The following is a 26,823-nucleotide window of genomic DNA, read 5'->3' as shown; positions in this document are numbered from 1 at the left end:
AGGACCGGAAGAGTGGTTGTAGGACCGGCAGGGTGGGCCGGCAAGCTGGGGGTGGTACCCCGGTGCACCAAGCGGGCAGGGCCAATTCGGGGTTGGCGCCGCCGAGAATTGGGTTGCGCAGATTTGCGCGGCCGGCGGGATGCGCTTAGCGCGAATAGGAATCCGTCATGCTGAAGACAATCAACCTTCGACCAATCCTGGACCAGTACAACCTGCCCGAACGTTTCAAGGCCGAATTCGCGGTATTGGCGAGCGAGCACCTTCACCTACCGCACAGCGGCACGCGAGTCAGCGGCCGGTCGCTGTCGCAGATGTCTCAACGCCAGAGGGCGCAGGCGCTTCTTGCGATGATGGTGGAGTTACGGCGCATCGGTGGAATGGCGGTGACATCGCCGTATGCAATCCGGCAGAAGCACGTTCGCTGGCTTGTCCGCTACTGGGTAGAAGATCGCAAGCTGAATGTCGGCACTGTAGAGTTGCGGCTGACGCATCTGCGCGCCTTCATGTCGTGGATGGGCAAGGTCAACATGGTGGGACGGATCGACGACTACACGGCGCGCCCGGAGGGTTACGTTCGCGGCTACGTCGCGAAAGAAGATCGGTCCTGGGAAGGCAAGGGGATCGATGCTCTGGCGAAGGTTGCCGAGATTGAGGTGACGGATCGGCACGTCGCGCTGCAGCTGAAACTTGAGGCCGGATTTGGATTGCGTGCGAAGGAAAGCTGGCGGCTGCGTCCTGCTCTGGACATCCTTCCATCGGGCATGCTGCATGTCCACGATGGCACCAAGGGCGGCCGGCCGAGACGCGTGCCTATCGAATTCGACTGGCAGTACGACCTGCTAGGGCAGGCCGCGCGCTTGGCGCAAGCGACCAATCCTGGGAGGGAGTCGCTCATCCCGGCGACCTATACGCAGAAGCAATGGCGCCGGCGTTTCTATACGGTGTTGGAGAAGCATGGTGTCACCAAGAATGGCGCTGGCGTGACGGCACACGGGCTTCGCCACCAATATCTGCAGCAGATGTACCAGCGTCACAGCGGGCAGCCCGCTGCCGTCAAGGGCGGGGGCAAGGTTGAGGACGCGGCTGCGCACCACGAGGCCATGCGAAAGGTGGTGGAGGCCGCAGGCCATAGCCGCGCGACAAAGGCCAACGCGTACTTATCGACGTATGCAACGCAGCGCGCCCAGGACAGGCCCGAACCCACGGTCGCAGAGATCGAGGCGGCAATTGCGCAAGCCGACGGTAACAAAGCCGCTGCGGCGAAGGCATTGGGCATTTCGCGCGCCAAGCTATATCGCGTGTTGTCGAAGCGGGACACGTAATGGCCGATATTGTGGGTGGTGGCGCTTTTGGCACGATGAAACATAGCCAAAGTTGCAGGCACGCTTCCCCCGGATTTCCTGTAAGCCTCGCCAGCGCTGGCTCTGGTTAAAGGGGGAAGCCACGGCCATTCGGCCGTCGCGTTTGCCGCGACGCCATTGGCTAGGATGCGGCGAAGCGCATCGTCAGAGTAGAGTTTGTCTACATACATGGGTCATCTAAGCCTCTAGCTGGCTGAGAAACACGCTACAAAGCATCACTTAGCTAAGCTGGAAACGGGGCGGATTCTACGCCAAATATACGAGCAATCCCCCGGCTACCACGACGCCGGCCGCCTCTCTCCATAAGCTGGCAGCAAGCCGGTGGCATTCGGCATGATGGGCGTCCACGTGGGCTTGGCGCAGGCTTGAGGCGGGGCGGATGTTCGTAAGCCGGAGAAGCCGCCGAAACACGCGATCTCGCCCCGTACCCTACCTACCACCACTCCTATCCTCGGAATCGCGCTTGTGGCAAATTCCTTCCGGCTTGCCCGGGCATAGCCGCAGGGCTTCACACCCCGCGCGGTAGAATCGCCGTACCGTCACTTGGGCCGGTGCCGTCCGGCTCTCCGTCGCCATGCCAAAGGCCATCGCCTTTTTCCCGTGGGTTGCCATCAACGGAGCGCGCAGCTTCGGGGCGCTTCGCCTGATTCCTTACGAGCTCGGCAAGGCGCCGGGCGATCTTCCCTACGCAACGCAAGCCGATATTGAGGCGGTACTCGGAGCGTATGCCGAGCATCCGAGGCACCCGATTCGCGCCGCTACCCTGGTCGAGTTCGGCGATTGGCAGACGGGTATGGATATCGAGGATCGGGCGCAATGGCTGTGGGCCTTGCAAAAGCTCGTCGCCTTCGCCGCGCTTGCGAATCGCCGGCTATTCACGGTGGCCTACACGAATACCGATACCTATAAGCTCGTCATCCAGCGGTATCGAGCGGGTGAGGCAAACCGGTTCGGATTTCACACAAGGCGGCGCGACGGCAAAGGTTTGCACAGTTGGGGCACCGATGAGTTTGCCTTTCATCGACCGCACCACGTCAGCCGGTCGTGGTTTTCCATTGACGAGCACTTGCTATGCGCGTTGATGCCGGACATGCCGCCGCACTGGCGCAGTGCCATCGAAGACTATTGCGCGGCGAATACCGATTCGCGCGACATGCCAGACCATACCGAGGCCGTCTTGCTGTATTGCGCGTTCGAATGGCTCTTCGGCTTTAGCAACAACTGCAAGAAATTTATCGATGCGCTCGACCGGACCTTTCCCTATCACGCTGACATGCAAGGTAACGGGCCGCTTGCCGATGATTGGAAAGGGAAATACCAGCACGTGACGAGGCCGCTAACAGCATGGGCCAGCGAGTTTTGCCAAGTACGCGGGCAGTCCGCGCACGGCCTCTCGCGCGAGGTGCGCCGCTTCGTCTGGCCGGTCCACACGCATCTCGCTTTCGCCTCCATGTTGTTTCCCTTGGCGTTCAAGAAAACACTCGCCGATGCCGGCCGTTTCGAAATATCAGAGGGAGACTTGCAGCGTATGCGGCAGATTGACGCCTATGTGTTACATGACCCATTTGCATTCGACTTCACGATGGAAACTGAAGACAACAAGCACCCGTGGTGCGAGCTCGATACCGAGCACACCTTGCGTGCCATGATCGAGCAAAGCATGCGGGAAGTGATGGTGGGCAAAAGCCCCGGCGCCGACACCGAGGCTTGAGGGGAGAAGTGTCCCGCGCACCGTTCATTGCCGCGCGTTGCCGTTTGAAAGGGGAGCGGCATGCGCGGGACGGCGTTGACCATAAGACAACCGGTCGGTCTACTATCGAGCGGCGCCCGCACTGGCAGGCAGAACTCGCCGGGGCGCCATCGGCAAGAGTTCGGCAGCTCGACGCCGTCAAGATCGAGACGCGGGCCAGTCCCTTACATGCTGGCGACCCCCGCGATAGAGATAAAGGCCAGCCGAGCGCCCGCGCCGCCTATGCGAACAGCAGCGCGGGGGGCTGGCTACGTTGTCCGAGGCCGATTCTTCCGGGGCGAAATCGAGGTTCGCGGGATAGAGGCTTCGGCAGGCGCGATGTAGGAGGGTGCATCGATTTCTTGATAAACCCCCTATGACCGAAAGCTAGACTTGGGTAGCTGTTCCAGTGCCTTCATTAGTGCTCGCGTCTCCCGAACAATTTGCTCATGCGGCCTTGAGTTCCTGGAGCTATCGGCGTAGATGCGATTTACCGAGAAGCGAACCGGCGTAAGTAACGGCTTCCGACCGTTGTGCAACAAGCCCCACAGCGCAGAGTGCAAGCGGACCAAGAACGTTGACAGGCGCCACAGGTCAGCGACTTTACCGCGCGCAAACAGTGCTTGAACTTTTGTGTTTCCGTGCGCTTGCCGATGAGCGAGATACTGATGGCGAACCGGCATAATGGCGCGCTCATAGACGCACCGGTATTTCTCAATATTTCGCCTCAGGCGTGCAACGTCCGCCTTAGTTGGATAGTGCGCGGCGGAAAGGTAGGCATCCAGCCACGCTGGGTCGCTCGTCGCACCATTGCGCTTGCGGTGAGCAAGAGCATCTCGACCGAAGATCGTCAAATCGCGCTCCATCGAAATCATGAGCGCTTCGAGGTTGTAAGGAGATTTTTGATCGAAAACTCTACCGAGTGCAATATATGCGGCTGATTGTAAGGCGGCGGTGCAGGATATCCAGAAGGTGGGGGTTTCGTTTAAGTGGTCTAGCAGTTTTTTAGATTGCGACGCGGCATGCTGAATGGTCATCTCCGCATACGTATAGTTGGCAATGACGTTGGCCTCATGTTCAAGAGACTTCAACTGATTCTCGAACGAGTAATCTGGTTTCACGCTGCACTCTGCCCTATATAGTTCTAATTCTCAATTAGAGTAGCATACCGCCAGCGTGAGCCTCCTAGCACGAGATCTTTTGCTGGCGGAATTTGCCTACGGTCCGCACTTCGCACCGTTAGCCAGGCGGCGGCTGAACGGGGCGGGGTGGCAGCTCGAGGATCACGATACCGAGGCTGGAACGATTTTTCGCATTTCGTCCGCCATGCCGCCGGAGAAGGGCGATGTGTTGGGAAAGGCGTTGGGTGTAGCGCTTAAGCAGGCCGACGTCGCGCATCTTAGTCTCGCATGCCAGGGGCGCGCTTACCTCGATGGTTTGAAGGACTTTGCGGAGCTGCCTGCTCGGCCGATAGCGGGCAGGCCAGGCTCCAACTCCGAAAGGTTGTGAATTTGGCGGGTCTTTCCAGGCGAGAGATGAGGTCGAGGCGTGCTTGAATACCTCGGCACATCCAACGCGCAAGGAGAATACCCGCATGACGAAATCTGAACTGATTGACGCCGTTGCTCGCGGTGTCGACGGTCTCACGAAGACCAAGGCCGAGCAAGTCCTCAATGCAACGCTCGATGCCATCGTCGAGGCGGTAGGCCGCGGCGAAACCTTGAGCCTGATCGGCTTCGGTACCTTCAGCAAAGGCGAGCGTGGCGAACGCATGGCGCGCAATCCGCGCACCGGCGAGGAAATCCGGGTCGAGGCAGCCAAGACCGTGAAGTTCAAGGCGGGCCAGCGATTCAAGGATGCGGTCAATGGTGGCCGGTGGCCGGTGACGCGATGCATGCGCCCTCCCCACAATACGTGCCGGTCGCGGAGCTGCTCGCCGGCACCGCGGAGATCCCGCAACGCCTCGATGCGGCGACGATCCGATATCGCGGCGTCACTTGCCATGTCTATGGCGTGCTCCATGGTCTGACGGGTGGCACCAATCGCCAGTACAAAGCTCTGGTCGAAGACGCAATCGAGAATGCCCCGGGAGAGCTTGTCTTTGGCGAGACGAAGTTCGCGAAGCTGTACCGGGGCATCCAGGTCGAGATGGACGACTGGACTGAGATCCCACTGCGCGATGCATTCCGGATGCAGTTCAAAGCCGCTCTCACGCCGATGCGCATGTTTATGGTGGCCGCTGGCATGCGGCGCGAGCGGCGGACGATGGCGGACCGCTTCGGAGCGAACGGGTTTCGTCGTCTCCAGGACATCGGTGGCTCTGCCGCCTTCCATGCGCTCTCGCCCGACGAGCGGCGCAGGATTGCTGGCTTTCCGGAGCCGTACGCCTATCTCGTGGAGAATTGCCGGCGGCGGGCGGGCGGGGGTGATCGCTGCGGGCCTGTGTTTCCGGATCCTGATTGGCGCTGGCTTGCGATGATCGAGCCTGAGCTCAACATCCCGTTGCGAAGCGTCTTCATGCTGGAGTTCGCAGTGGAACGGGCGAGGGTGTTTGGGGGCAGCGAGATATCGATTTTCGTGGGCGAGATTCACAACTCCGACATGGTGTGGCTGGCGGGCTTCGACGAGTCCGCGGTGGACCCGAAGGTACGGGACATGGTGGACAATGTCCGCTGGCGCGCTATCGAGCTTGCGCGGGCGCCGCGGCGCCCTTCCCGGCTCCGCTTCGTTCTGGCTTCGCTGGCGGGGGCATCCATCCCGCTATCCTTGTACTTCGGCCTCGGAACGTGGCTTTGGGCACGAGGCTGACTGTAAATCGGCCAGTATGAAAGCGAAAGGCGCGTCAAAAGGCGCGCCTTTCGTCTTTTTTGAAAGGAACATGTTCCTTCCGGCGGGATGCTACCGCGCGTAGGCCAGCATGAGCGTGGCCAGCGCACCGGCGTGCTGAACCAGCCCACCGAGGGATTCAGCCGCATCCCCTGCTTTGTCGTTTCCAACAAGCCTGGCAAATGCGACACGGCGAGCCGCCTTCTCCCCCGGATGCGGTGTCGGCGGCGGTAGATCCAATGCGACGCCTCGCTTTGTCGGCGCCAGAGCGGGGAACGGATCGATGCCGGTGAAGCGCGACAGTTCGCTAATGCTGATGACGCTGTAGGCTTGCGTCGCATCGTTACGGACGACGTAGGCCGCAGCGCCGACGCCCGGCACATAGATTGCCTTCCACAAATAGTCCGGGATGCGCACGCGGCCGTTCAGCATTCGGGCGGCATTGGTGAATGCCGGACCGGTCACGACATGGATGGCGCCATACTGACGCGCGAGCTTGCGCGTCGATGTCTCGATATGGCTCCAGGTCCTCCGGTTCGACGTGCTGTTCTGAGGCACGACGTTGGCGAGGCTGAAGCTTTCGGCCTGAGACGCCTTGTCTCCGAAATCACCGCTCGGGGCAAGGTGGCCACGGTCGTATCCAGATCGTACGAAGTCTCGCCGCTGCGCACGCTCGCCAGCCGGCAAGCGATCTTCTTCATAGAAATCACTGTCGCGCGGCAATGTACGGGCCGCATCCGCCGCGGCGGCGGTCAGGCGTTCGGCGGACCATAGGGCCGTGCGGGTCTGCGGCGAGTAGAGGACTGCGTACGCGCGGTAGCAGAGCAGCTTGGTGTTGGCGGCAGGACGGCTGGCCGCCGGCTTGCCGGCCTCGAGGATGTTTCCGCATTGCGCGGCGTCCTTGGCGGAGGCGGCTGCCGCGGTGACGGCGAGAAGAAGGGCGACTGTAAGTTGACGGATCATTGCTGGGAGGGCGTCATTGAACACGCTCCCAGCTTGCCCTTTCTGGGCCAAAGTCAAGGCTGCCAGTGATCGGGGAGGCCATCGATAGCCTTACCAATGAACTCGTGCAGATCCAGAAGCGGCCAGTCCTTGTCGGCGAGGGATTCTTCGGCGATCTCCGCGCACAGTGCCGGCACATGATCGAAGCGGATCATCGGTGCGCCATCGATATAGATGATCTTCGCGCGCTTCAACAGTTTCTGGTATCTCGCCGCCTGGGAGATCACGGTCTCCGGTGGATCTACGTGCTTGAACTCGTACCCTGGCTGGGCAAGCGCCGCGGCCATGGCGGCAAACTTGGGTCCGACCGTCTCCCAGTCGGAGGTCGTTGCCGCCAGCAGATTCAGGAAGTAGGGGATGTCCGATGCGGTGAGCGCGCGCCGCGACATCATTGAGACCGCGTTCTGGTCGGCTGGGCGGTGCTCGACGCGGCTATTCCAGATCGCGCTGAGCGTCGTGAACGCGGTGTCCTTGTCCGCAGAGTCCAGGCGAACAGGAGGCGTAGAAATGCCGCATTCTTCACATACGATAACTGCCTGGAGCCGGCCAGAGATGTAGGTCGGGGCGCCGTCGCAGTGGGCGCATTGGAGGAGGCCGCTGGGCATGGGGAGAATCAGGATCGGGAAATGCCGGCATTATGCCTGCCCGCATCCTGTGCCCAACGGTCGGGCGCGACTGACTGTGCGAAAGGCGGCCGGGCTAAGGGACGTCGGTCGCCAGATAGTCTGCCGTCGTATTCAGGAGTTCCTGCAGCGCGGTGTCCTCGAAGCCCTGCAGGATTTCGGCATGGTCGCGCAGCGCGGCGCCAATCTGCCAGAATTCATTAAGCCAGTGGCCAGGCGGACCCTTGGGGCCGCCCAGCTGCCCGGTGGCGATGGCACCGCGGATGGCAAGGACGGTTTCGGGTTCGGGGTATTCGCGTTCGTTGTCGTCGTGCTGCGTCATTGTCGTTTGGGTTGAGTGGCCCATTGCATGGCCGGGTGCATCTGAAAGCCGTCGAACTGGCGGAACAGTTCGGCGGCACCGCGCGCGTATTGCAGGATCCATTCCGTTGCGATCCAGCGCCGACCTAACCTCTCGGCGGCCAGGCCGGTGCGAATCGTCCCGCCGAATGGGTCGACCACAAGGTCGCCTGGCTGGGACAGGAACCGCGTGAAGAAGTCGGGGATGTCGGTAGGCTGCATGGCGCCGTGGGTCGGCAAGCCGAGTGCCTGGGCGGCACGGCTCCATCACTTCGCTCCACGCGCCAGTGCGCGTCCGCATGCAGCGCCGACGTCGAGCGACGTCACAGGGAAGGCGTCATGGACCACCCCGTCCAGCAGCCGGCCGGAGGCCTTCTTGCCGACAGCGTGAAAGGCCGCTTTCCCCGTAGACCCATCCACGACCTGCCAGTGCCCCCATTGCTTGAAGAGGAACGGCACGCCAGCCGAGGCGCATTGGTCGCGCAGGGAACGGGCCCATGCCGGGTGCATTGAGCGGGCGCCGGCGCCGCTCTCACCTCCCACGATGATCCAGTCGAGGGCGCCCGGCTCGTAGTCGTTGCCGGACGTGTGCAACAGTTCGCCGGTAGCAGAGGAGAAAACGTCGACATGGCCGAGCAGCGGCTCCATCGAAAGGAACCGCGTCTTGGCAGGCGTGCGCAGCAGCTTGGGGATATCGCGGTCGGCTTCAGCCTGATTCACGATCGTGGCACCGAGCCAGATATCAGCGGGTGCATTGCCGGCGATCCACGTTGCCAGCCAAGGTACGAGCGGATTCTCTGCACAATCGTCGCGCAGCATCAGCGTGTTGAACGCCTCACCGAGCCGCTTCGTAGCGTTGCCGATGCGCTTGGTCAGCACGAGTTTGTCCAGGTGCGGCGTCTGGCGCCAAACATCAAGCACGTCGATAAGCCATTCGATAGGGACGGCGGTATCGAACACGTCGGCCAAGCTCGCGCAGAAGACGCGCTGGCGGCGGCCGTGGACCGCAGCGAACGCGGCGTGGGCAGCGTTCCACCGAAACATTTTTCGCCAGTTGGCTGCGGAGGTGCGGCGGCGCGGCGCCCCTGGTCCCCAGTTCGGGGCAACGCCCCCGCCAGACCGTTGGTTGCGGGTTTCGGCATAGCAATGGTCGCAGCCCGGGCCTACCTTCTGGCAGCCTTCCCACGGGTTCCAGGTGTGGTCGGTCCACTCGATCTTCGTGTTTTCGCTCATGACTGTGCGTCCTCAAACATGTCGATCGTCAGGGGGTCGCGCTCGGGCGCCTCGGTCGCAGGCGGTTGCGCTGCCTCGCATTTGATGCAGGTAGGGGGCACGGCGCCATACGGTAGCCAGCCACTCCGGCGCTTCATGCGCTTGGCCGTATGGCGCGGCTTGTGTCCGCATAGCGCAAGGCCTGTGGCGAGGTCCACCAAATGCACTAGGTAGCCGCCTTTGGCTCGTGCGGCGATGGGCCGGCGGCCGATACTGACAAGCGACGGCGACTCGGCTCCAGAGGGTATGTTTTCTCGTACGGTATGTTTTTCCATATGGTCGGGCTGCGTATGGAGGCGTGGGGTGTTGGGTGCAACGCGCCGGGTTACCTCATCAGCCTATCGAGGCGGCAACGAAGTCAAGACTTGCGGCGTAATGCCGTAACGGTCGGCAGCAGCGCGGAGTTGCTCGGCGTCGATGCGACCTACGGTGATTGCCGTTAGGACCTCGCGGGCGAAACCGTGGAAAGCCTGCAGTTCGTTGCCGATGATTTCGCCGACGAACAGGTAGAGCCCATCTGGCATCCTGCGCACGAGCGTTGTCTCCCGCGACATGCGCAGCAGCAACGATTCGGCAACATCGGGGCCAATCTGCAAATGCCGCTGCAGCAGCGCTACGGACGCAGCGCGAAAGCGCTGGACCAGATCCAACGCACGTGCGTATTCACGGTCAACCAGCGCTGCCGATGCGATATCAGGCGCCGTCATTGCTTCGGTTCGCGGTTGGCAGACGGACGCTGGCGGCCGGACCGGCCTTGACGTCCCACTCGAGCAACGGGATGCCGGAGGCAAGGTAGTGTGCTCGCTTCTCGGCAATTCGGGCGTCATAGTCTGCATTGCCGGACATGCCGAGGACCTCGATGACCACCTCCGGAGCTACATCGGTCAAGATGAAGTCCGGGTGAGCGGCAGCCCGGCCGATATGGCGCAGCGGCTTGCGAAACGCCCGACGCTCGGCGATCAGGTGATCGGCCATGGCGATTTCATGCGACGAGTCACACGGCACGAAATGGCTGTTGGTCAGCATCGCCGCGATGTCGACCACCCGCAGATAGCCGCCCTTGGACATCTCTACCAGTAGGATTGCAACGCAGCGCTGGTCGTCTCTGCCCACGGCGGACAAGGCGCTGCCAAACGAACTCTGCAGGCACGCATAAAGGTCCGCATTGAGGAAATAGCGTTGCCGGCTCTGTCGCAATACGAGTTTGCCGCCGTACTGTGAGGGTTCGTGGGATTCAAGCTGGCCGATGACGATGCCACGCGGGTTGCCGGCGGCCATGGGGGTGAGCCGGGCCTGCCAAGCGTCGAACTCGGCAAGGATTTCCGCTTTGCGACTGGGATCCCATCGCTGAACGATGTGGAGCAAACCGTCGGCAGACGTGCCGTTGATCCGGCATCCCGCAAGTTCGGCGGTCAGTTGTGACCAGCAAGCAATCCAACCGCGATAGCCGGTTCCGGGCCACACGTTCAGCCCGGCCTGCTCCCAGGCATACTCTAGGAACGCCAGCAGCCCGGCGGAGCGCCGCTGGGGCTTGCTGCTTTGGCCCTGCGCAGACCGCTGGACGGTCGCCGCTGGCGTACGCGTGCTGACGCTCAGCGCTACCCCGAGCCTGATGTCATGATGGCCGTCCTTGAGCCGGAAGGCATCGAGGTTATCGGTTGGCCCCGACTTGGCCAGCGTCGGCCGGTTGAACGGGCAGGCCGCCGCGTGTTGGTGCGCCTGTTCTGGCCATCGGGCAAGCAGAAAAATGTCCCGGTGGCGGCGGATCACGAGCTTCGGCCTGGGCCGTTGCGTGCCGCACCCGCATTCAGCAAAGCCTTGGATTTTCTTGGCGCGCTCGAGGTGGCGCGCGTAGCGGCCAGGGTCGTCCAGTACATCGTCCAGTGGGAACTCGTTCCCGCCAATCCGCACGGTGATCATAGGTTTCCTCTCTAGACGCCGGCTTCACGAAACATCGTGTACAGGTCGCGGCGGATCTCGCTTACATCCAGTACGTGCTTGGCGCGGGTCATGGCGACGTAGAGCAGCCGCATTTCTTCGGGCGCCATGGTCAGCTTCCCGTCGTCGCCATTCTTGAATTTGAAATCCCCGGCTAGTTGCACCCGATCCCACTCAAGGCCCTTGGCACGGTGGATAGTCGAGACGATGTAGTCGGCTTCGTCCTCGGGCGATACGCGGGTGAGGATCAGCCGCAGGTAATCCACTCCCTCGTTGTCGATCAGCGTGACCAGCGGCTTAAGATCCCGGCCAGCGAAAGACTCTGCATACTCCTGCACCTCTTCCCACGTTTCGAAGAGGGCGAGAGTGGCCGGATACCCGATGCGCTGGCCGCGCATGAGCTGCTCCGCCCCGTCCGCAAAGGCCCGCAGTTCGTCGACGTTGGCGCGCACCGCGACGCGATCGCCGCGGCCTATGCCTTGGGCCAGGTGAGTCAGGACCGTGGCGTTCTTCCGGCAGAGGACCGCGTCGAATCGTTCTTGTCCAGCGGACTCGTGCAGGATGCGGGAAGCGACTCCGTCCTGGCCGCGCACGGGCGTGTCTTCGTCCATCAGCGCGAGGACACGACTGGCCAACTGTGCGATCGCAGGCCCGAATCGGAACGACTCGGTGAGGGCGCATTCCGGCGCGCGGATATGGTCCATGGCGTTGACCGCGCCGCGCCATTCGTAGATCTGCTGGTAGGGATCACCGACGTAAATGACCTGGCACTGCTGGGCGCGCAGCACAGAGAGCATCAAGCCGTCGGCATCCTGCGCTTCATCGAACAGGATGAAGTCGGCGCCGATGCGGGGCCGGCTGAGTTGCCAGAGTTTTACGTACGTATCGTGACCGATTGCCGAAGGCGCGGCCGGATCGAGGTATTCCGACCAGAGACGTTTCACCGAAGGCAGGAGGGCTTCGCGCAGGTGCTCGGCTTCATCGTCCTTCACGATCGCGTCGACCGGGATGTGCCATGCCAGCGGCTCGGCCTGGGCCGACCGGCAAAAGCGGGCTGCTCCGTCCATCACCATGCGTGCGACCTTGCTCGGGCTCAGCTCCAGATCCTTGCCGATCGTCGTCGGCAGGTGCAGCTTGCCCAAGCCATAGCGCAGCGCCAGTTGGTGGGGCGGCTCGACGGGATTGCGCAGCTTGCGGGTGATCTCCGGGCGTGTGCCGCTATATGCAAGGGAGTGCACGGTGCGGCAGCGCGTGTTCTGCGGAAACTTGCGGGTCGCCTCGTTGGCGATCTCCTTGTTGAAAGCGAGGTAGAGGCCGCGCGCGCGGCCGCGGGCTTCTGCGGCCATGCGCAACGTCGATGTCTTGCCAGCGCCGGCGTAGGCTTTGACCTTGACGGGGCCACCGCCGCGGACGGTTTCCACAACCTGTTCCTGCTCAGTGGTCGGCGTCATGCCATCTCCAAAGCGACTTGCTCGGGCATGTTCGCGAGGACGCGGCGCCGCACTTCCAGCGTGCGGGCGCGAAGCACCTCGTCGCGCCGTGCGGCCTCGCCACTGATGTTGTCTACGATGTAAGCGAAATAGAACGCGGTGGTGGGGCCGGTCCATGCCAGCCACTTGGCGCGGACTTCGGCTTGCTGTTCTGCGGTGAGAGAGAAGTAGACCGCGCGCTTCTGCCGCCAGACACGGGCCTGGTGGTCACGCGTGGTCGCTTCGAGCCGGTCCGAACGTCGCTGCCGGCGCGCCAACTCGTCATCAGCGGAATGCTGCTCGGCGGCGACGTGCTCGGCGAAGAGCGGGTACCGCTCGCGCTCACGCTGCTGTTTGCGAGCGAAGGCGGCTTGTCGGCGGGTATTGAAGTTGATGGGGGCGTGGCGTCCGAATCGGGTGAATCGCATGGCGGCTAAGGTAAATGGGTCTAAGACCAAGATACCGGGGCCACATCGAAGTCAAGGCCGCCGGCGGGCGAAGTTCGCCGCCAAACATTTTCAAGGCAGAAAAGCGGGCGTAGGCTGCGAAAGGGATAGAATTTCGTGCGCCTTTTACCGAAAACCCATGTCCCAAGTCACTACATCGATGGCCCGCGAGGTATCGCTCGGCAACCGCCCGAAGAACGAGCCGCAGTTCATTGCCCCAGGCGAGCCGCAATATGGCGAGATTGCGCGGTTGGACGCGTTCATCTTCAAGCGCTACCTGGACCGCGTGTTCTGGCATCCGCGGCCCGACGTTCTGCGGTTCGAGGTTCGGGCGAACCCCTCTCCCGTGGGGAGCATCTATGACGTCGTTGCAATCGTGGGGAAGGGCGAAGGCGAGGTTTGGTTCGCGGAGGATGCCGTCCCGACGCGGTGGGACTACGTCGCCATTACAGAGAGTACCGACGGGCTTGGGCGCCTGCAGCGGGAAAAAGCCAAAGCTGACGGTCGGCTTCCCGAAGACTATGTGCCTTTCGTCGGGGACGGTCCTGTGCAGGACTATTCCAATCTGGAGAACCCAGAAGAGGTCGAGCAACGTCGCTGGGCCGTGGTGAATCGCCTCCGTGAGGCAAATCGTCTTGCCCGGCACGCCGCCGGGAAGCGGTAGGCGTCGTGGTGTTGAAGGTTGTCGGAAGGCGAGGTAAGATTCGTCCGATTCTCCGCGCTACTGCGCATCGACACCTGCCGGCGTACCGGCCATCTGCTTTTCTTCCACCCATTGGGGCTTTTGTCCCATTGGGGCATGGCTCCATCTTCCGTATCGGAGCCACCATGTCCATTGCCCACGCTCGTTCCACCTCCTTCGCTCTTGTTGCGCTGGTGGTCATTCTGTTCGTTGCGCTGTTCTTCATCGTTACGACACCGCAGCTTGCTCTTCTGTATGTCCAACTGAGCGCCTTGGCGCCAATGGCCCTTTTGGTCGTTGTGCTTTGGACGCTCAGCAATTTTGAACATCTCTTGGGCCGCCCGGCCTGAGAATTGGTCGAAACGGCCGCATAGTCGCGCTCACCCTTTGGGTGAGTGCGGCCCATCCACTACCCTCCGGGAGACGACCCGGTTAGGGTACCGCTCCCGGCTTCAGACGAAGCTATGTTTCCCAAAACCATCGACATTGAGGTTGGCCCTGTGCCGGCCGAGGAATCCTGTGCTCAGGTTGGTCGCGACGACTACGAAGAGCGCTCGCGGCGCGAATGCGCCGTGTACATTCGCCAGTTGCAAAGAATCTTCCATCATCCCAATCCGGCAGTCCTGAAGTTCGTGCGACGCGGCTTTCCCCATGAGTTGGGGCGCTATCACGAGGTAGTCGCAGTCATGACTGCAGAAGGCGTGGACTTGTTCGACGAGACCAGCTTGCCGCTCGAGTGGGATCACGTTGCGCGCGCCGAACTGACCTGGCTGCGCCTGCAGCAACACTGGTGGGAAACCGTCCAGGCTCGCCCGTCGGCGATTGCCCTCGTGCCGGACATCTTCCAGCGCTCGGACATTCCGGAGTTCCCCAACCACCCCGCCGCATTGTGGTGGGCAATGGGCTTCATGCCCATGCCGGTCGGCCGCGCGCTTTCGATTCACTAGGAGCGCAAGCCGTGAACACAAGCCAGAAGTGCACCGTCATCGTCCACCTTTCTGGTGGCACGGTACCGTACATCGAGAGTGACGGCCACGTGAACGTGGTGATCGTCGACCACGACATCGAAGGTGTCGAGGAAACAGACCTCAAGACCCTGCCGGATCGCAGCCGGGCCACGGTCCGCCAGGAGGAGACAGCCGGTGTGAGCCGCCAGTCCGCTCAACACTGGTTGGATTTGGCCATGTGATTCCCGTAGCGCGGACCCCCGCGCTACTTCCTTCCTTCCCTCGGGAGACCTCCCGAGGGGGTCTCCCTATTCATTTGAGAGACCCCATGTACAACGAAATCATCGAGAAATTCATCGCCGCCCAGCAGGCGGCACGTCAGGCCTATCAAGATGCCGCCAATCTCGAGCGTGCCATGCTCGCCGGCACCGGCACCGAAGAACCATTCTTCGCCGTAGGCGTCCGGTCGGACCACCGCCAGAACAACGAACTGGAGAAGTTCTGCCAATCGTTAGCCGGCAACGTCGTCAGTCGGGCCCGCAGGGAGTTTGCCCCCGCGGGTGCCCGGCTCGATATCGACAATAGCGCCGAGTACGAGCGTGCTGGCCTGGATATCCAAAAAGCGCTGAGAAAGGGGGACATCCCGGATCTCGACAAGCTTTGGGCCTCCCTCACCGCCCATTACAAGGGCGATGGCGGGGCGGCGACGGCTTACCGTCAGGCCGCATCGCGGATCGTCCGCAACTTTGGCCTGCATCGCAATGCTGAGGTAAAGCGTACGGCCGCCGGCGTGGTGTTGAAGAAGACGGTCTATACCGAGGCGTCCTACAGGTCGAGCCGGCGCAGGGTGGGCTATCACAGCACCCAGCCGACGGCGGATTGTCTGATGGGTCTCGCCACTTTCGCGGGCAAAGCTGGCAATGCATTGCTGGCCAAGCAGTTGGGGGGCATCAACCTATACGAGCTGGAGTACGTCTCGCGCGAGAAGATCGCAATGCCAGGACTCGACATCACTTTGTTCAACGACAAGTGGGAGTTCAAATTCTGCAACGAGCTGGCAGAGGCCCTGATGCTCTTCATTGGCGAGTACGGCCAGGACGCCATGCGGGAGCTGCGCTGATGTACAACTCGCTTGTCGAGGCGTTCCGTGCGGCGCAGGCGGCCTCGGCTGAAGCGTTTGCGCGGGTCAGCGTGCTGGCGACGCAGGTTGGCGCCGATTCTGCGATTGTGCCGTTGCCTGTTGACCACGCTGGCGAATATCGTCGCTTCCTACGCCGCCTTGTAGCAAGCCTGATCGATCGGGCGGGCAACGAGTTTGGCATTGCAGGCGCTCCGGTCAGCATTGACGAGACGCGTATCCCGGTGAACGGCTACCCGAACATCTGGGAGGCCCTCCGTGCCGGTGAGACGCCGGACTTGGACCGGTACTGGCGCGTGCTGACGCAACGGTACGAGCATCGCGGCCGCGCGCTGGCGTACCCTCAGGTCGCCCAGACGCTGGCCGTAGCGTTGGAGCTGGATGCACCGAACGCGGTGCGCCGGTTTGCCACGGTCGTGCGCCTGCGCCTCAATGCGCCGTCCGAGCCGTCTGCCGTGCGCCTGTCGCGGCGAGTAACGGCAGACGCGCATGCCGAAGTGCGGGCGGCCTTGTCGGCGTTGTCAGCCTTTGCGCAGGATGCCGGCGAGCCGGCGTTGGCCGGCTGCCTGCGCCAGTTCGATCACGGCGAACCGTTTGCGCCCCAACAGCGGCGGACGTTCCCGGGTCTCGATGTCGTGCAATACAACGAGTACTGGGAGCTGCGGTTCACTCTTTCGCTTGGCGAGCGCCTCCTGGCGTTCGTCGCCCAGCACCTATCCGAGCCAGTATCCGAGCCGATCTCGGCGTAAGCAGCCTGGCGCCTTTCCCTTGCCCCGTTTCGACGGGGCATTTTCTTTTCTGGAATCCCTATGACTCATTGGTACGGGCCCTTGCGGGCCATCGTCAGCCTCGGCTCGCAAGCCGACAAGATCGCTCACATGGGCGAGCTGCACGCTGCGCGGCAGAAGCATTTGTCGCAATTCTTTACCCCGGACGCGATTGCGCGGCTCATGTGGGGCGTCGTCGAGACCTGGCGCCCCGGCCGCAAGATCTCGGTTCTGGACAATTCGGTCGGCTCGGCCCGGCTGATGCAGTACGCCGATCCGGCGCAGCACAGTCTGTATGGTGTTGACGTGCACGAGCCGGTGATCGCGGCAGTCCAGCAGTGCATCGAGGCCGCCGGCTTCGAAGGCAGCTTCCGCATGGCGGGCATGGAGGAAATCCATCCCCGGCGATTTGACGTCGCCATCATTAATCCGCCGTTCTCGATCCATCTGGAATCGCCGCATCTGCAGCCGTTTGGTTGCACGACCTGGGGAAGGTTCGGGCCCAACAGCAGCGCTCTGAGCCATGAATATGCGTTGGCCCAGGCGCTGGAGGCGGCACAACTCGTTGTGGCGCTCTTGCCTACGAGCTTTGTCGACCGTTTCGTCAACGTTCTGGATCACCGGGACGCACACGTTAATGCGGCCCGCCGCGTGGTCGGCATCTTCGACCTGCCGGCCTCGGCCTTCCGGGAGGAAGGCGCGACGGTGCACACCTCCATTGCGGTCTTTGGCCGCTATCGGATGGGCCGAGTTGTGCGGCAGTCGCACAGCGATTTGACCATTCCCTTGCCCGCGCTGGACCTGAATCTCGATGATCGAATCTTCGGAGAGGCACGACTAGGGCACCAAACGCTGGATGACGCGGGCCCTGCCATTACGCGCCCCGTGACCTCGCAGAAACGGGTACGCATTGCCCATGATGGCCGCCGGATTGTCCTGGGATTTGAGTGCGGCTTCGTCGAAGCAATGGTGCTGAACAGTGTCCTCGATTGCAGGATCCGGCCGTTGGATGGCCAGCGCCTGCCGCAAGGCATGCACTACGCCGGCAGCGGCCGCCTCGATCTCGAGGCCTATCTGGTGCAGGACGACCCGATGGCGGCGCTGGATGGCTTGCTGCGGCTGATTCGCGGCGCCGGCGGCGTACCGCAACTGGCCCCGGGGTTCCTCAAGCATTTCGCGAAACGGGTACGGCGCAGCGCGCGCCAGGCTACGCCGCTGCGGCACACGGTCTGGACGACGGGTGTGAACGCAGCGGAAACCATCTGCGGCGTGGCCCTCAAAAGCCATGTTGCAGACCCGCTGAAATGGGGTAGTCCAGTAATCAAGGCCGGCGAGACCGTAGCGTTTGCGCGGCAGGCGGACGGCCGCTATGCCTACCACGCCGGCGGCAGTCAGTTCGTGCTAACGCTGGACGAGCTGATGGGGCGTTTTGCCGTTAGCAGATCAGAGCAGACCTGGGAAACCGTGCACGAAGGCTTGTCGGTGAAATATCCGCAGCAAGCCCTTGGCCTGCGTCGCCGAATGCAGGCGCTGGGTATCGACCGCTGGCTAAACTGGGAATTTCAACAAAATGACCTAGTGGAGCTGCTCCAGAAGCCCTGTGGTGCTGTGGCGGCGTGGGAACAGGGTTGCGGCAAATCGCGGCTCGCGGCGGGCTTGATCCTGCTGTCAGGGGTCAAGCACGGCCTGATCGTGGTCGAGTCGCGGCTGGTCCCGGAAATGCGTGCCGAACTGGCGCAGATCCTGCCGCCGCAGTCGGTGCATGTCATCGACTCGCCGGAAGCACTCGGGAAGCTGGGGCAGATCAATCTCATTGCCTACGAGCGCTTGCGCATGCCGGTGTGTCGGGAGGCTTCGCGGCGGGTCACATACGCTCACCGTCTGCGGCGCCGGATCGGCCTGCTGGTGGCCGACGAGGGGGAGCGACTGTCCAATCCGAACAGCGACCAGAGCCGCGCGCTCTGGCAGTTGTCGGCGCGGCGCCGGTACATTCTGACGGGGAGCCCGATTGCGAACTACCCCCGTGACGTCTTTGGTCTGATCGCCTTTACGGGCGGTGACGGTACGGCGGCTCAGCCCTACGGTTACCGTCGCGGATACCTGGATCGCCAATGGCTGGCCACCGCGCAGCATGCTCAACGCGGCGTAGATCGCTTCCGCGATGACTTCGTCGTGCTGGAATGGGTGACGTGGGAATTCGCGGAGAGCCTGCAGGATGGCGCCAAACGGGAAGTGCCCAAGATCGGCAATCTGCCGCTCTACAGGCAGATGCTGGCGCCGCACACCAAGCGGCGGCTAGTCTGCGAGCCCGACGTGGCCCGGTACATCCAGATCGATCCGCCGGCAGTCGAGGTGGTTGAGACGGATTGGGATCCGAGTCATCTGTCGCTGTACCTGCGCACGGCCGACGAGTTCGCGGAATGGTATCGGGATATCCGTCATACCGACGGACGCTCGAACAACCTGATCGCAATCCTCGCGCGCATCCGAGCAGTGCACTTCGCCGCCAACTACCCGCAGCATGGGGTGGACGGCGTAGGAGCGCTGGGGCAGTTGACCAGCAAGCAGCGTGCCGTGATCGAGCGAATGGAAGCCATCGCCGGTGAAGGAAAGCAGGCGATCCTTTTTGCCGAGAATCCGGGGGTGATCGACCTGCTCGCCGGCCAACTGCAGGCGCGCGGCGTGGAGACCGTACCGTTCCACGGCGGCATTTCGATTGCGAAGCGCGTGGCCGACAAGGACAAGCGGTTCGTGAACGGGGCGGCCTCGGGATTGCTCTGCACCAAAGGATCGGGCAGGGCAGGGTACAACCTCCCGAACGCAGACTATGTTCTCTTCTACGACCGCTCGTGGACATGGCGCATCGAGTATCAGGCGATGCGGCGCGCGCTGCGTTGGAACCGGAGAGGGCAATTGAAGGTGGTGTATTTCCACCTGCCGGGGAGCATCGATGTCTACCAGGACCAAATGGTGGCGCACAAACGCGACGCCATGGAAGCCGGCTTGGACTGGGCGACCCCGGAACTCGAAGACGAGGCGTTTCTGCACATGGACACGCTTCTGGATGCCTTTGTCGACGATCTCGCGGCGCTTCACGGCCGCAAGACCCGCGACCAACGCCAACTTCTTAAGGAGGCAGCATGAAAGCGAATGAAAGCAGCATAGCCCTGGGTGAGGGCGTGGCGACGATCAAGCGTCACGGCACGCGCGCCACCACCGTTGCCAACATCCTGGGCACGCTGGAGGCTGACGGCATCGAGATCATTTGCCTTGATCGCCTGGTACACGGTGTTCTCGAGACGGAAATGGGCGGTTGGCGGGTGAGCGGGCCGGTGACAACCCTGCTGGCTCGGCCGATTGGCCCACTACCGTTGAAAGACACCCTAAATAGCTGAGCTTTCTGGGCGCTACGACGCCCGAAACAACCATAAGATGGTTTCCGTAGCGCCCCGCTACGGAAGCTCTCTCAAGATGGACCCGTTCTCCCAGCCCTCCTCGTGAGGGCTTTTTTTTTGAAGAACCCGGATTCCGTTGGCTGCGTGCCGTCGCGGCTTCTGGGGTAGGGAAAACCCCCGAAAAGCGGGGTGATGGTGGCGGCGAATCCGCCGATATTCAGATGCCGCGTATTGAAGGGTCGCGGCCAACCACAATAAGGAGAAATCATCATGCGCAATCGCGCTTTGTCTTTCCGAGGGTCTCTGGCGGTAGCGTTGCTGACTTCCGCGGTTCTTGCCGCCTGCGGCGGTGGCGGCGACAGTGGCGAGCCCACGCAGGCTGCCACGGGCACCTCTACCGGTGGCACGGCCGCGCCCGTTGCGGGGACGCCTGCCGATCCTGCCGCAAAGCCGACCAGCGTTGTGACGCCAGCCTGTTCGGGCTGCGCCGCGGTCGACGCGAACACCTACGCTGGCTCTGGTGTGGGTGTCTGGCAGAACATGAATGCGACGGCTGCCGCCGTCGATATGCCGATCAGCATCTCCGGATTGGCTGGCCAGGACGTGACGCTGGTGTTCACGAACCAGTCCGGCACCGCTCAGACGATGCCGACGATCCCGCTCACCGCTTCATACCTCCCGACCGTGGCCGCGAGCGCGATCCAGTGGGACGACGGCGTCAATGCAGTCAAGCGCCGCATTGCCGATTTCAACCGCGATGGCTGGGCGGCGCTGGCAGGACCGCGGGGCACCGCGCCGAGCCAGTCATCGTTCGGCGCCACGCCGCCATTGCGTGCCGTAGCCTACGCCGTGGGCGATGCTCGCACCTGGTATCACGAGGACAACTCCGCGCGTAATACCACGCTCGTTCGAACCGACGTGACTTCCGACGGCACGGTCGTGAACTTCTGGGTCGAGAATGGCGAAAACGATCCGACCAAGGTCAGCGCCGCGATTGTCAACCAGCTCTACGCAGGCTTCGTGCCGGGCGGCAAGATCTACGACATGCTCAAGCAGACCGGCGGCCCGGTATGGGGCCCGCACGTCTACAGCGATCTCATCGATGGGGCGGTGCAGCAGCCTATCGATATCGTGATTCTGAACTTCGACAACAATGCGACGCCATTTGGAGTTGTCGGGTACTTCTTTGCGCGCAACGCGATTAAGAAGGATCCCACAACGAACCCTTACAGCAACGAATCCGTGTCGCTCTACCTGGATTCGGAGACACTGTACCGCGGCGGCCCGGAAGGCATGAAGTCGATGTTGCTAACGATGGCGCACGAAGGCATGCACATGCAGAACTTCTATCGGCGTGCAGTGGTAAAAGGTCCGTCCTATGCGTTCGATACCTGGCTGGAAGAGGCAAGCGCCATGATGATGGAAGACTTCGCGAGCCAGTCCATTGACCCGACCTACAACGCGATCCGTGACGTACGGTTCCCAAACTACGTGGGCTACAAGGCCGGATCGTACAACTGCAGCCTGCTGTCATGGGATGCATTTGGCCCTGCGTGCGATAGCTATTCGGTGTCGGGCTCGCTCGGCGGCTTCCTCGATCGCCAACTGGGCCTGGGCTTCTACAAGCATCTCCTTGCCAACGTCAGTAGCACCGATTCGGTGGCCGTCCTCGATTCCTCTATCCGCGCAGCCGCCCCAGCGTCGGGCCTGGGCGAGCAACTGCGCCGGTTCGCGGCGACATCGAGCGCGCTCATGAAGGCGCCAAGTCCCAGTGGCTTCGGCTTCCCTGCCCGTGCAGAAGGCGGATTTACGCTTCCTGTCATTGACCCCCAGCTGTACCTGCCCCTGCGCACGCTGACGCAGTCGGTGCCCGCAACGTTGCAGCCATATGCAAGCCTGCCGGTGGTGCGCAAGGCTGTGAACGGCACGTATAGCGAGACTGTAAAGGTGCCAGCGAACTCGACGCTGTCAGTCGTGATTCAATAAGACCCACGGGGCGGCAAGAGCCGCCCCAATTCCTTGGGAAAGCATGCAGAAATTCATACTCACGGTGCTTATGGCGGTCGGCATCACAGCCTGTGCCGGATCGGTCGCAACCGCTCCCCAGCGACTCACGCTCATTGGCGAAATCCACATCAAGGGCAACGAACCGTTCCCGACCGTGATGCTGGAAACGCGGTCCCATCAGACTTGGGAGCTGATTGGTATGCCGCTCACTGCCGCGCGGTCGCTTGTCGGGCGCGAGTCCATCGTAGAGGGCGTCGTTGAAAGGGAGCCGGGACCTGGAGTGTGGTTGCCATCCATGCGAGTTCAGGGCGAGGCCCGACCGTCAGGCCGATAGACCGATGCAGCGGTTGATGATGAGGCATGGCTCGGCCTCTAGTCCCACTCCGCCTCAGAAACCAGCTCCGCTGAGACGACCCCTTCGACGTTCATCTGGTAGAGCTTCCGGTAGCACAGCGGACATGGCGCCCAGTCCAAGCTCTGATTGCCCCCAATCTCGAAATGCCGTTCTCGAATCCGGACGGGGACGCCGCACTGGCAGACGAGAATTTGAGTATGGTCATCCATCGCGTATCTCCATGTCATGGGGGATGCAGCATGTGACGGCCGGAGATTTGCAAAGATCAGCGAGTTACTGGTCTCCTTAGCAGCGCGCGAAGGCAGCAGCAGGCTCCGAAGAGCGCAAGCATAGGACCAACATTTGCATCTGGGGGCAGTTTCGGACCTTGCCGATTCATTTTTGCGAATTCACTGGCCGAGCCTCTGGCAGGACACAGCCATCGGCCCAGATCCGTTTGAGCATGTGGACGCGGGGGACCGCTTCCGACCCGGAGCGGCCTATCGGCAGGGGCGGTGTTGCCTGCCTGGAAGCGGCCGTTGGATGGGTTGAGCAGCGGAGGTCACCGAACTCGAACAGACGGCGTCCGCGGAAGTTAGTTTCTGACCACCGCACGCTGCGGGACACGTACGGCGAAGATTTAGCACGCGGGCATGGCCTCGAATCTCTGCTGGAGTCTCACCTGTGTGAGTTCCTTGAGCAAGGCTTCGAGGTGGTAGTCGTCCGCGACGCCGCGGCGGGACCAAAGGTGCCCGACGGCGACGGCTACGCGAGCACACTCGTAAACTTCGGCTTCATCGCCAACGGTCTGTGGACGACCGATGAGACGACCGCCAAGTCGCGGGCAAGAAAGTGAGCAAGGGGCCGGCGTGATAGAACAAAGTGCCAGCCCAACGAGTCCTCTTCAGATCTCAAGGACTCTGTCATCGCCTGAGCCAACATCGTCATCGTCCAGGACGGTGGCGGTCGAATCAGCGGCATCGTCCTCGTTGGGGACAAGCATTATCTGCCCCCACTCGTCCTTTCGATAGATAGCGATGTAGTCAGGGACAGGTCGAGGCGGCGGCACGCGCTCCTTTGGAAGCCGCACAAGCGCTTCCGTGCAAGCAGCCTTCAATTTGGCATAGCCCACCCTATCGGCGTACTTCATGGCCTTGACCAGCATGACCTGGTGCATCGTCAGGACGTAGTCGCGCTTGTGCTTTTGCCGGTAGAGGGCGTCGTAAGCGTCGGTGCCCTTCTCCAGGTCCTCCAGCTTGGCCCTGTAGGCCGCAGGATCTTCCATGACAACGCGCTGGCGCATCATGACCATCATCCGTCCGTAGTCGCGAACGATGGTCAACAGGTCCTGCTCGGCCGGCGGAACCTGGTCGGTCAGATCGTCCAGATCGAGCACGTCCGGCATGAAGAAATCGAAGTCGCGCTCAGCGAACTTGGACATCAGATCTCGAGCCAGCCGCCACTGATTGCCGTGGTCGAGGGTATCGCGTGCAAAAGTCAGCCGCTCCTCCTTGCTGAACGCGATCAAGTAGTTCTCGCCCAGATTGAAGGCGATGAACTCGAGCAGGTGATCAACGTTGAACTGTAGCTTGGGGCTCTCCTGGCCTTCAGGCGGTTCGGGCTCACCCGCCTTGCGAAGCGGGTAAAAGGGAAAAAGGTCGAACTCGGTATACAGTGCGGCCCGACACGGCGAAGCGGCGAGCGCTGCAAGCACGTCTCGCAACGCTGTCTTATCAGCGTGGCCAATCGCCATGGTGATCATGTCCCCGATCAGCGCCTTGAACATCAACGTGTTCAGTCCGCCCGTGTGGACGAGTGCCTGCCCAAGGAAGCGAATCGCCGCGTCCACCGCACGGCGGGTATTGAACATATTGTCGCACGCGAACAAAACATAGAGGCACTCGCCAACGTTCTCCGTGAACTGAGCGGCATTGAAGAGCTCCGGCCACCGATCGAGCTCGTCGATCAAGTGCATGTACATGTCACGTTGAACCGCGAACGGGTCCTTCGCACACGGATAGTCTGCAAGGTAGCGGTCAATGGCGTCCAAGTCCGCCGGGGTCGCCCGTATGGCCACTGCTCCCAGGGTCTGCGAACGGGCTGCATTGCGCACGTCGACCGGTGTGGCAAGGCTGCGGTTCCTGCGCGACTTGATGAACTGCGGCGTGCTCGCCAGCAGCGCATCCCGATCGAACCGACCACCCTGGAAGACTGGCCCGAACTCGGGCCGGAAATCCGCAATGTCGACGGTTGACTCGGCGAGCAAGAAGCTGATCGAATGAAAGTGCGAATAGGCCTTGCCATTGTTGCCCGTCCAAGGCTGATCCCACGCGGGAAAGGCAGACATGATCCGATTGCCGCGCATCTGGACGCGAATCAGCATGGCCTTCAACGGGTTAGTCAGCCTGGCGTATCCGTACAACACGCCGTCGGGTTTTTCCGCAGTGATCGAATCCGAGAGCTCCCGGTCGAGGTTTTTGAGCGCCTCATCGAGCACATCTATGATGTCGTCCTCGGTGAACGTCACCGGAAACAGCGTCTTCCAGAGATAGCCAGACTTGTAGTAGTTGTCTGGCTGCTGGGTGATCCCGGCAGCCCCTTTGGTGAACAGCCGTCTGGGGATCTTCAGGGTGATGCACCCGTTCTGAAGCTCCCGCGCGAACCACCAGGCGTCATGGACGCCAAGGCGAAACTCCATCAAGTGAACGACCTTTGGGTGCAGGGCCAGGAATTTCTTCCAGCCGGCGTAGGTGTGCAGGCCACCCGACAGCACCGTCTCTTGGTACTTGCCGGTCGGGGTCACCACAGGACGAATCGTCGTCTCGCCTGCGACGATGTGGTCAAACGAATCTTTGCTGAGCTCGTACTGGCCTTGATCGCCGAAGCGCAACGGGAAGGGTTTCGTCATGGATACGCTGGTTGTGCTCGGGAGATTGCCTGAGGGTATCGGCGAGTGGTGCGAGGAGGGCCAGTAATGATGCTGCATTTGACGGTTACAGCACGGCGCAGGTGTTACGAGTCAGGTAACGGCACATCTGTAACAAACTTAATGCACTGACGCGTCAGGACCGCTGAGAGTGCGTCCGCGCGGCGCTGCGTCGAGCCCGTACCGAGAGCGCACTCACGAGCGTGTGGTAGTCCGGGTCAGCCATTCTTGCGAGCACGCCACACCTACCACGTAACCACTGCAAGCTGCGCGACACGTGTCCGCTATTGACCGATCTCTACCTAAGCGACTGGCCGCTCGTGGCCGGACTCGTCCGCCGGGGTAGCTGGGACGGGGCTCGCCGGCGCCAGCGGCGACTTCCGACCCAAAACAGCCAACGGCGTCCAGCGGAAACGGACAGTCGTACCGTAGACGGGCAGCGCTCTGCGCGTACCACACAATGCTCGCTATCTGCCACGAGGCAGATTTACAGAGAACACCGTTTCTGTTGCGTCGGATCGCGCTGCAATTTCGCCTCCATGTGCCTTGGCGATCTCGCGAGCGATGTACAGTCCGAGCCCCAGGCTGCTGTCGGCATTTGTGCCTTGTTGGTTCGGGCCGCGCTGGAGTGGATCAAAGATGAGATCGAGGGTCGACCGCTCAATTGCGGTGCCGGTATTCCTTACTTCCAGTTGGACTTCCGCGCCTTTGTCGGTCACTGTCACACGCACCGGCGAGTCTTGCGCTCCGTACTTGATCGCGTTTAGTACCAGATTGCCCAACAACTGCTGGAGACGTCGGCCATCCCAAACACCGATGCAGGCACCAACCACCTCGAGATTAATCTGACGGTCCGGATGTACAACCCGCAACTGGTCAAGCGTATCGGCAAACAACTGCCCCAGATCGATATCGGTCGGCACGATATTGATACCGAGACCGAGCCTGGTTCGATTGAAATCAACCATATCGTCGAGCAGCGCCTGCATGCGAACGCCGCTTTTAATTAATCGGGAGGCGGCTCCTGATACTTTTTCCCCCGCGTTCAGCGCTGCCAGATACGACGCGGTAGTCTGGATGGTCTGGAGTGGACTGCGCATGTCATGCCCCAACATTCCGAGGAAAAGATTACGGGCCAAGTCTACCTGCATGCTAAAAAAGTCTACCGATTCGGCGATTGCCTGATCGATGGCCTCGTTGAAACGGATCATGTCATCCTCATGATGACTGTCGGGCGCGCACTCGTCTATCCACATTCGGAGCACGCTAGCGCGGAGGGCGCGATACTCGGCAACCATCTGGTTGATATCGAAGCCGCTTCGCGCGCGCAGAAGGGCGTGCATCTGGGCGGCTGTCTCAGGGGCTCCCGCCAATTCGGGTGCGTGCCCCGTGGACTTTTCAAATTGTTCCTCCCTGCTTTGGAAAGTAGACAAATCCTTTGCCACGGCCACCAGAATCTGCTGCGCATGGTCCCGCAACGCTAACGGTTTCATATCGGCCGCTGCCGGCAACTGAGTGCGTGCAAATGCCTCCCACTCCAACAGTACGACGTCCATACGGCGAAGGATAAAGTTGGCCAATCGCATGTATCTGCTCCCGAAGGACGGAAGATGCATCCCATA

Annotated in this window: 24 protein-coding genes and 2 pseudogenes; 14 read left to right on the top strand and 12 right to left on the bottom strand. The window is 61.9% G+C overall.

Going from position 1 to position 26,823, the window contains the following annotated elements; all coding sequences use genetic code 11:
• Nucleotides 1-167: 167 nt before the first annotated feature.
• The gene (locus DFLDMN_RS32800; protein WP_011239921.1) at nt 168-1,322 is read left to right on the top strand and encodes an integrase domain-containing protein; all 1,155 of its coding nucleotides are present in this window, start codon (nt 168-170) and stop codon (nt 1,320-1,322) included.
• 613 nt (nt 1,323-1,935) lie between these two features.
• The gene (locus DFLDMN_RS32795; protein ID WP_011239922.1) at nt 1,936-3,072 is read left to right on the top strand and encodes a hypothetical protein; all 1,137 of its coding nucleotides are present in this window, start codon (nt 1,936-1,938) and stop codon (nt 3,070-3,072) included.
• 392 nt (nt 3,073-3,464) lie between these two features.
• Here the strand turns inward: DFLDMN_RS32795 and DFLDMN_RS32790 are convergent, their stop codons facing one another.
• Entirely contained in the window at nt 3,465-4,211 is a 747-nt protein-coding gene (locus DFLDMN_RS32790) for a hypothetical protein (RefSeq protein ID WP_011514905.1), read from the bottom strand.
• Nucleotides 4,212-4,684: 473 nt separating this feature from the next.
• On the opposite strand from DFLDMN_RS32790, the pseudogene DFLDMN_RS32785 reads away from it, so the two are divergent.
• Nucleotides 4,685-4,957 (top strand): annotated as a pseudogene (locus DFLDMN_RS32785) (HU family DNA-binding protein); the annotation flags it as partial.
• A 23-nt stretch (nt 4,958-4,980) separates the two neighbouring features.
• On the top strand, nt 4,981-5,898 hold the full coding sequence (locus DFLDMN_RS32780) for a hypothetical protein (RefSeq protein ID WP_029306690.1): 918 nt from the start codon (nt 4,981-4,983) through the stop codon (nt 5,896-5,898).
• Nucleotides 5,899-5,988: 90 nt separating this feature from the next.
• Here the strand turns inward: DFLDMN_RS32780 and DFLDMN_RS32775 are convergent, their stop codons facing one another.
• The 9 genes from DFLDMN_RS32775 to DFLDMN_RS32735 all read right to left on the bottom strand — a co-directional run bounded on the left by DFLDMN_RS32775 (nt 5,989) and on the right by DFLDMN_RS32735 (nt 12,987).
• Complete coding sequence (locus DFLDMN_RS32775) at nt 5,989-6,879, bottom strand: DNA/RNA non-specific endonuclease (protein WP_011239925.1); 891 nt, start codon at nt 6,877-6,879, stop codon at nt 5,989-5,991.
• Between the two features lie 53 nt (nt 6,880-6,932).
• Nucleotides 6,933-7,523, bottom strand: a complete 591-nt coding sequence (locus DFLDMN_RS32770) for a hypothetical protein (RefSeq protein ID WP_008648655.1) — start codon at nt 7,521-7,523, stop codon at nt 6,933-6,935.
• Between the two features lie 94 nt (nt 7,524-7,617).
• On the bottom strand, nt 7,618-7,863 hold the full coding sequence (locus DFLDMN_RS32765) for a hypothetical protein (protein ID WP_011514902.1): 246 nt from the start codon (nt 7,861-7,863) through the stop codon (nt 7,618-7,620).
• Nucleotides 7,860-8,102 (bottom strand): DNA methyltransferase, encoded by a 243-nt coding sequence (locus DFLDMN_RS32760; protein WP_029306691.1) that lies wholly within the window; start codon nt 8,100-8,102, stop codon nt 7,860-7,862. Before DFLDMN_RS32760 ends, DFLDMN_RS32765 begins: the two co-directional genes overlap by 4 nt.
• Nucleotides 8,103-8,147: 45 nt before the next feature.
• Nucleotides 8,148-9,113 (bottom strand): phage Gp37/Gp68 family protein, encoded by a 966-nt coding sequence (locus tag DFLDMN_RS32755; RefSeq protein WP_029306692.1) that lies wholly within the window; start codon nt 9,111-9,113, stop codon nt 8,148-8,150.
• A 377-nt stretch (nt 9,114-9,490) separates the two neighbouring features.
• Complete coding sequence (locus DFLDMN_RS32750) at nt 9,491-9,859, bottom strand: hypothetical protein (RefSeq protein ID WP_011239935.1); 369 nt, start codon at nt 9,857-9,859, stop codon at nt 9,491-9,493.
• On the bottom strand, nt 9,846-11,072 hold the full coding sequence (locus tag DFLDMN_RS32745; RefSeq protein ID WP_011239936.1) for a DUF1173 family protein: 1,227 nt from the start codon (nt 11,070-11,072) through the stop codon (nt 9,846-9,848). Before DFLDMN_RS32745 ends, DFLDMN_RS32750 begins: the two co-directional genes overlap by 14 nt.
• 11 nt (nt 11,073-11,083) lie before the next feature.
• Nucleotides 11,084-12,541: a 3'-5' exonuclease gene (locus DFLDMN_RS32740; protein ID WP_423200833.1), complete on the bottom strand. Its 1,458-nt coding sequence runs from the start codon at nt 12,539-12,541 to the stop codon at nt 11,084-11,086.
• Entirely contained in the window at nt 12,538-12,987 is a 450-nt protein-coding gene (locus DFLDMN_RS32735; protein ID WP_423200832.1) for a hypothetical protein, read from the bottom strand. Before DFLDMN_RS32735 ends, DFLDMN_RS32740 begins: the two co-directional genes overlap by 4 nt.
• Before the next feature lie 157 nt (nt 12,988-13,144).
• Between DFLDMN_RS32735 and DFLDMN_RS32730 the strand changes: the two genes are divergently transcribed.
• From DFLDMN_RS32730 to DFLDMN_RS32685, 10 genes and pseudogenes are all read left to right on the top strand, one after another.
• Nucleotides 13,145-13,669 carry a hypothetical protein gene (locus tag DFLDMN_RS32730; RefSeq protein WP_017510437.1) on the top strand — a complete coding sequence of 175 codons (525 nt, stop codon included), beginning with the start codon at nt 13,145-13,147 and terminating at the stop codon, nt 13,667-13,669.
• A 164-nt stretch (nt 13,670-13,833) separates the two neighbouring features.
• Entirely contained in the window at nt 13,834-14,037 is a 204-nt protein-coding gene (locus tag DFLDMN_RS32725; protein WP_234710821.1) for a hypothetical protein, read from the top strand.
• Nucleotides 14,038-14,151: 114 nt separating this feature from the next.
• On the top strand, nt 14,152-14,634 hold the full coding sequence (locus DFLDMN_RS32720) for a hypothetical protein (RefSeq protein ID WP_423200831.1): 483 nt from the start codon (nt 14,152-14,154) through the stop codon (nt 14,632-14,634).
• 11 nt (nt 14,635-14,645) lie between these two features.
• Nucleotides 14,646-14,876 (top strand): hypothetical protein, encoded by a 231-nt coding sequence (locus DFLDMN_RS32715; RefSeq protein ID WP_029306697.1) that lies wholly within the window; start codon nt 14,646-14,648, stop codon nt 14,874-14,876.
• Nucleotides 14,877-14,962: 86 nt separating this feature from the next.
• The gene (locus tag DFLDMN_RS32710) at nt 14,963-15,754 is read left to right on the top strand and encodes a hypothetical protein (protein WP_423200830.1); all 792 of its coding nucleotides are present in this window, start codon (nt 14,963-14,965) and stop codon (nt 15,752-15,754) included.
• Nucleotides 15,754-16,521, top strand: a complete 768-nt coding sequence (locus tag DFLDMN_RS32705) for a hypothetical protein (protein ID WP_423200829.1) — start codon at nt 15,754-15,756, stop codon at nt 16,519-16,521. The genes DFLDMN_RS32710 and DFLDMN_RS32705 overlap by 1 nt, the downstream gene beginning before the upstream one ends.
• Before the next feature lie 60 nt (nt 16,522-16,581).
• Nucleotides 16,582-19,683, top strand: a complete 3,102-nt coding sequence (locus DFLDMN_RS32700) for an SNF2-related protein (protein ID WP_423200828.1) — start codon at nt 16,582-16,584, stop codon at nt 19,681-19,683.
• Nucleotides 19,680-19,934 (top strand): hypothetical protein, encoded by a 255-nt coding sequence (locus DFLDMN_RS32695; protein WP_423200827.1) that lies wholly within the window; start codon nt 19,680-19,682, stop codon nt 19,932-19,934. The genes DFLDMN_RS32700 and DFLDMN_RS32695 overlap by 4 nt, the downstream gene beginning before the upstream one ends.
• 270 nt (nt 19,935-20,204) lie before the next feature.
• Nucleotides 20,205-21,920, top strand: a complete 1,716-nt coding sequence (locus DFLDMN_RS32690) for a M30 family zinc metallopeptidase (RefSeq protein ID WP_423200826.1) — start codon at nt 20,205-20,207, stop codon at nt 21,918-21,920.
• Between the two features lie 1,002 nt (nt 21,921-22,922).
• Nucleotides 22,923-23,131, top strand: a pseudogene (locus tag DFLDMN_RS32685) (cysteine hydrolase); the annotation flags it as partial.
• A 48-nt stretch (nt 23,132-23,179) separates the two neighbouring features.
• Here DFLDMN_RS32685 and DFLDMN_RS32680 read toward each other — a convergent pair.
• The gene (locus DFLDMN_RS32680; protein ID WP_423200825.1) at nt 23,180-25,183 is read right to left on the bottom strand and encodes a hypothetical protein; all 2,004 of its coding nucleotides are present in this window, start codon (nt 25,181-25,183) and stop codon (nt 23,180-23,182) included.
• 485 nt (nt 25,184-25,668) lie between these two features.
• Nucleotides 25,669-26,787 (bottom strand): sensor histidine kinase, encoded by a 1,119-nt coding sequence (locus tag DFLDMN_RS32675; RefSeq protein WP_423200824.1) that lies wholly within the window; start codon nt 26,785-26,787, stop codon nt 25,669-25,671.
• Nucleotides 26,788-26,823: the final 36 nt, after the last annotated feature.

Source organism: Cupriavidus sp. H19C3 (assembly GCF_049393815.1).
Classification (GTDB): Bacteria; Pseudomonadota; Gammaproteobacteria; order Burkholderiales; family Burkholderiaceae; genus Cupriavidus.
Note: the sequence above shows the minus strand (reverse complement) of the source record. Positions and strands in the feature narration are given on the sequence as shown.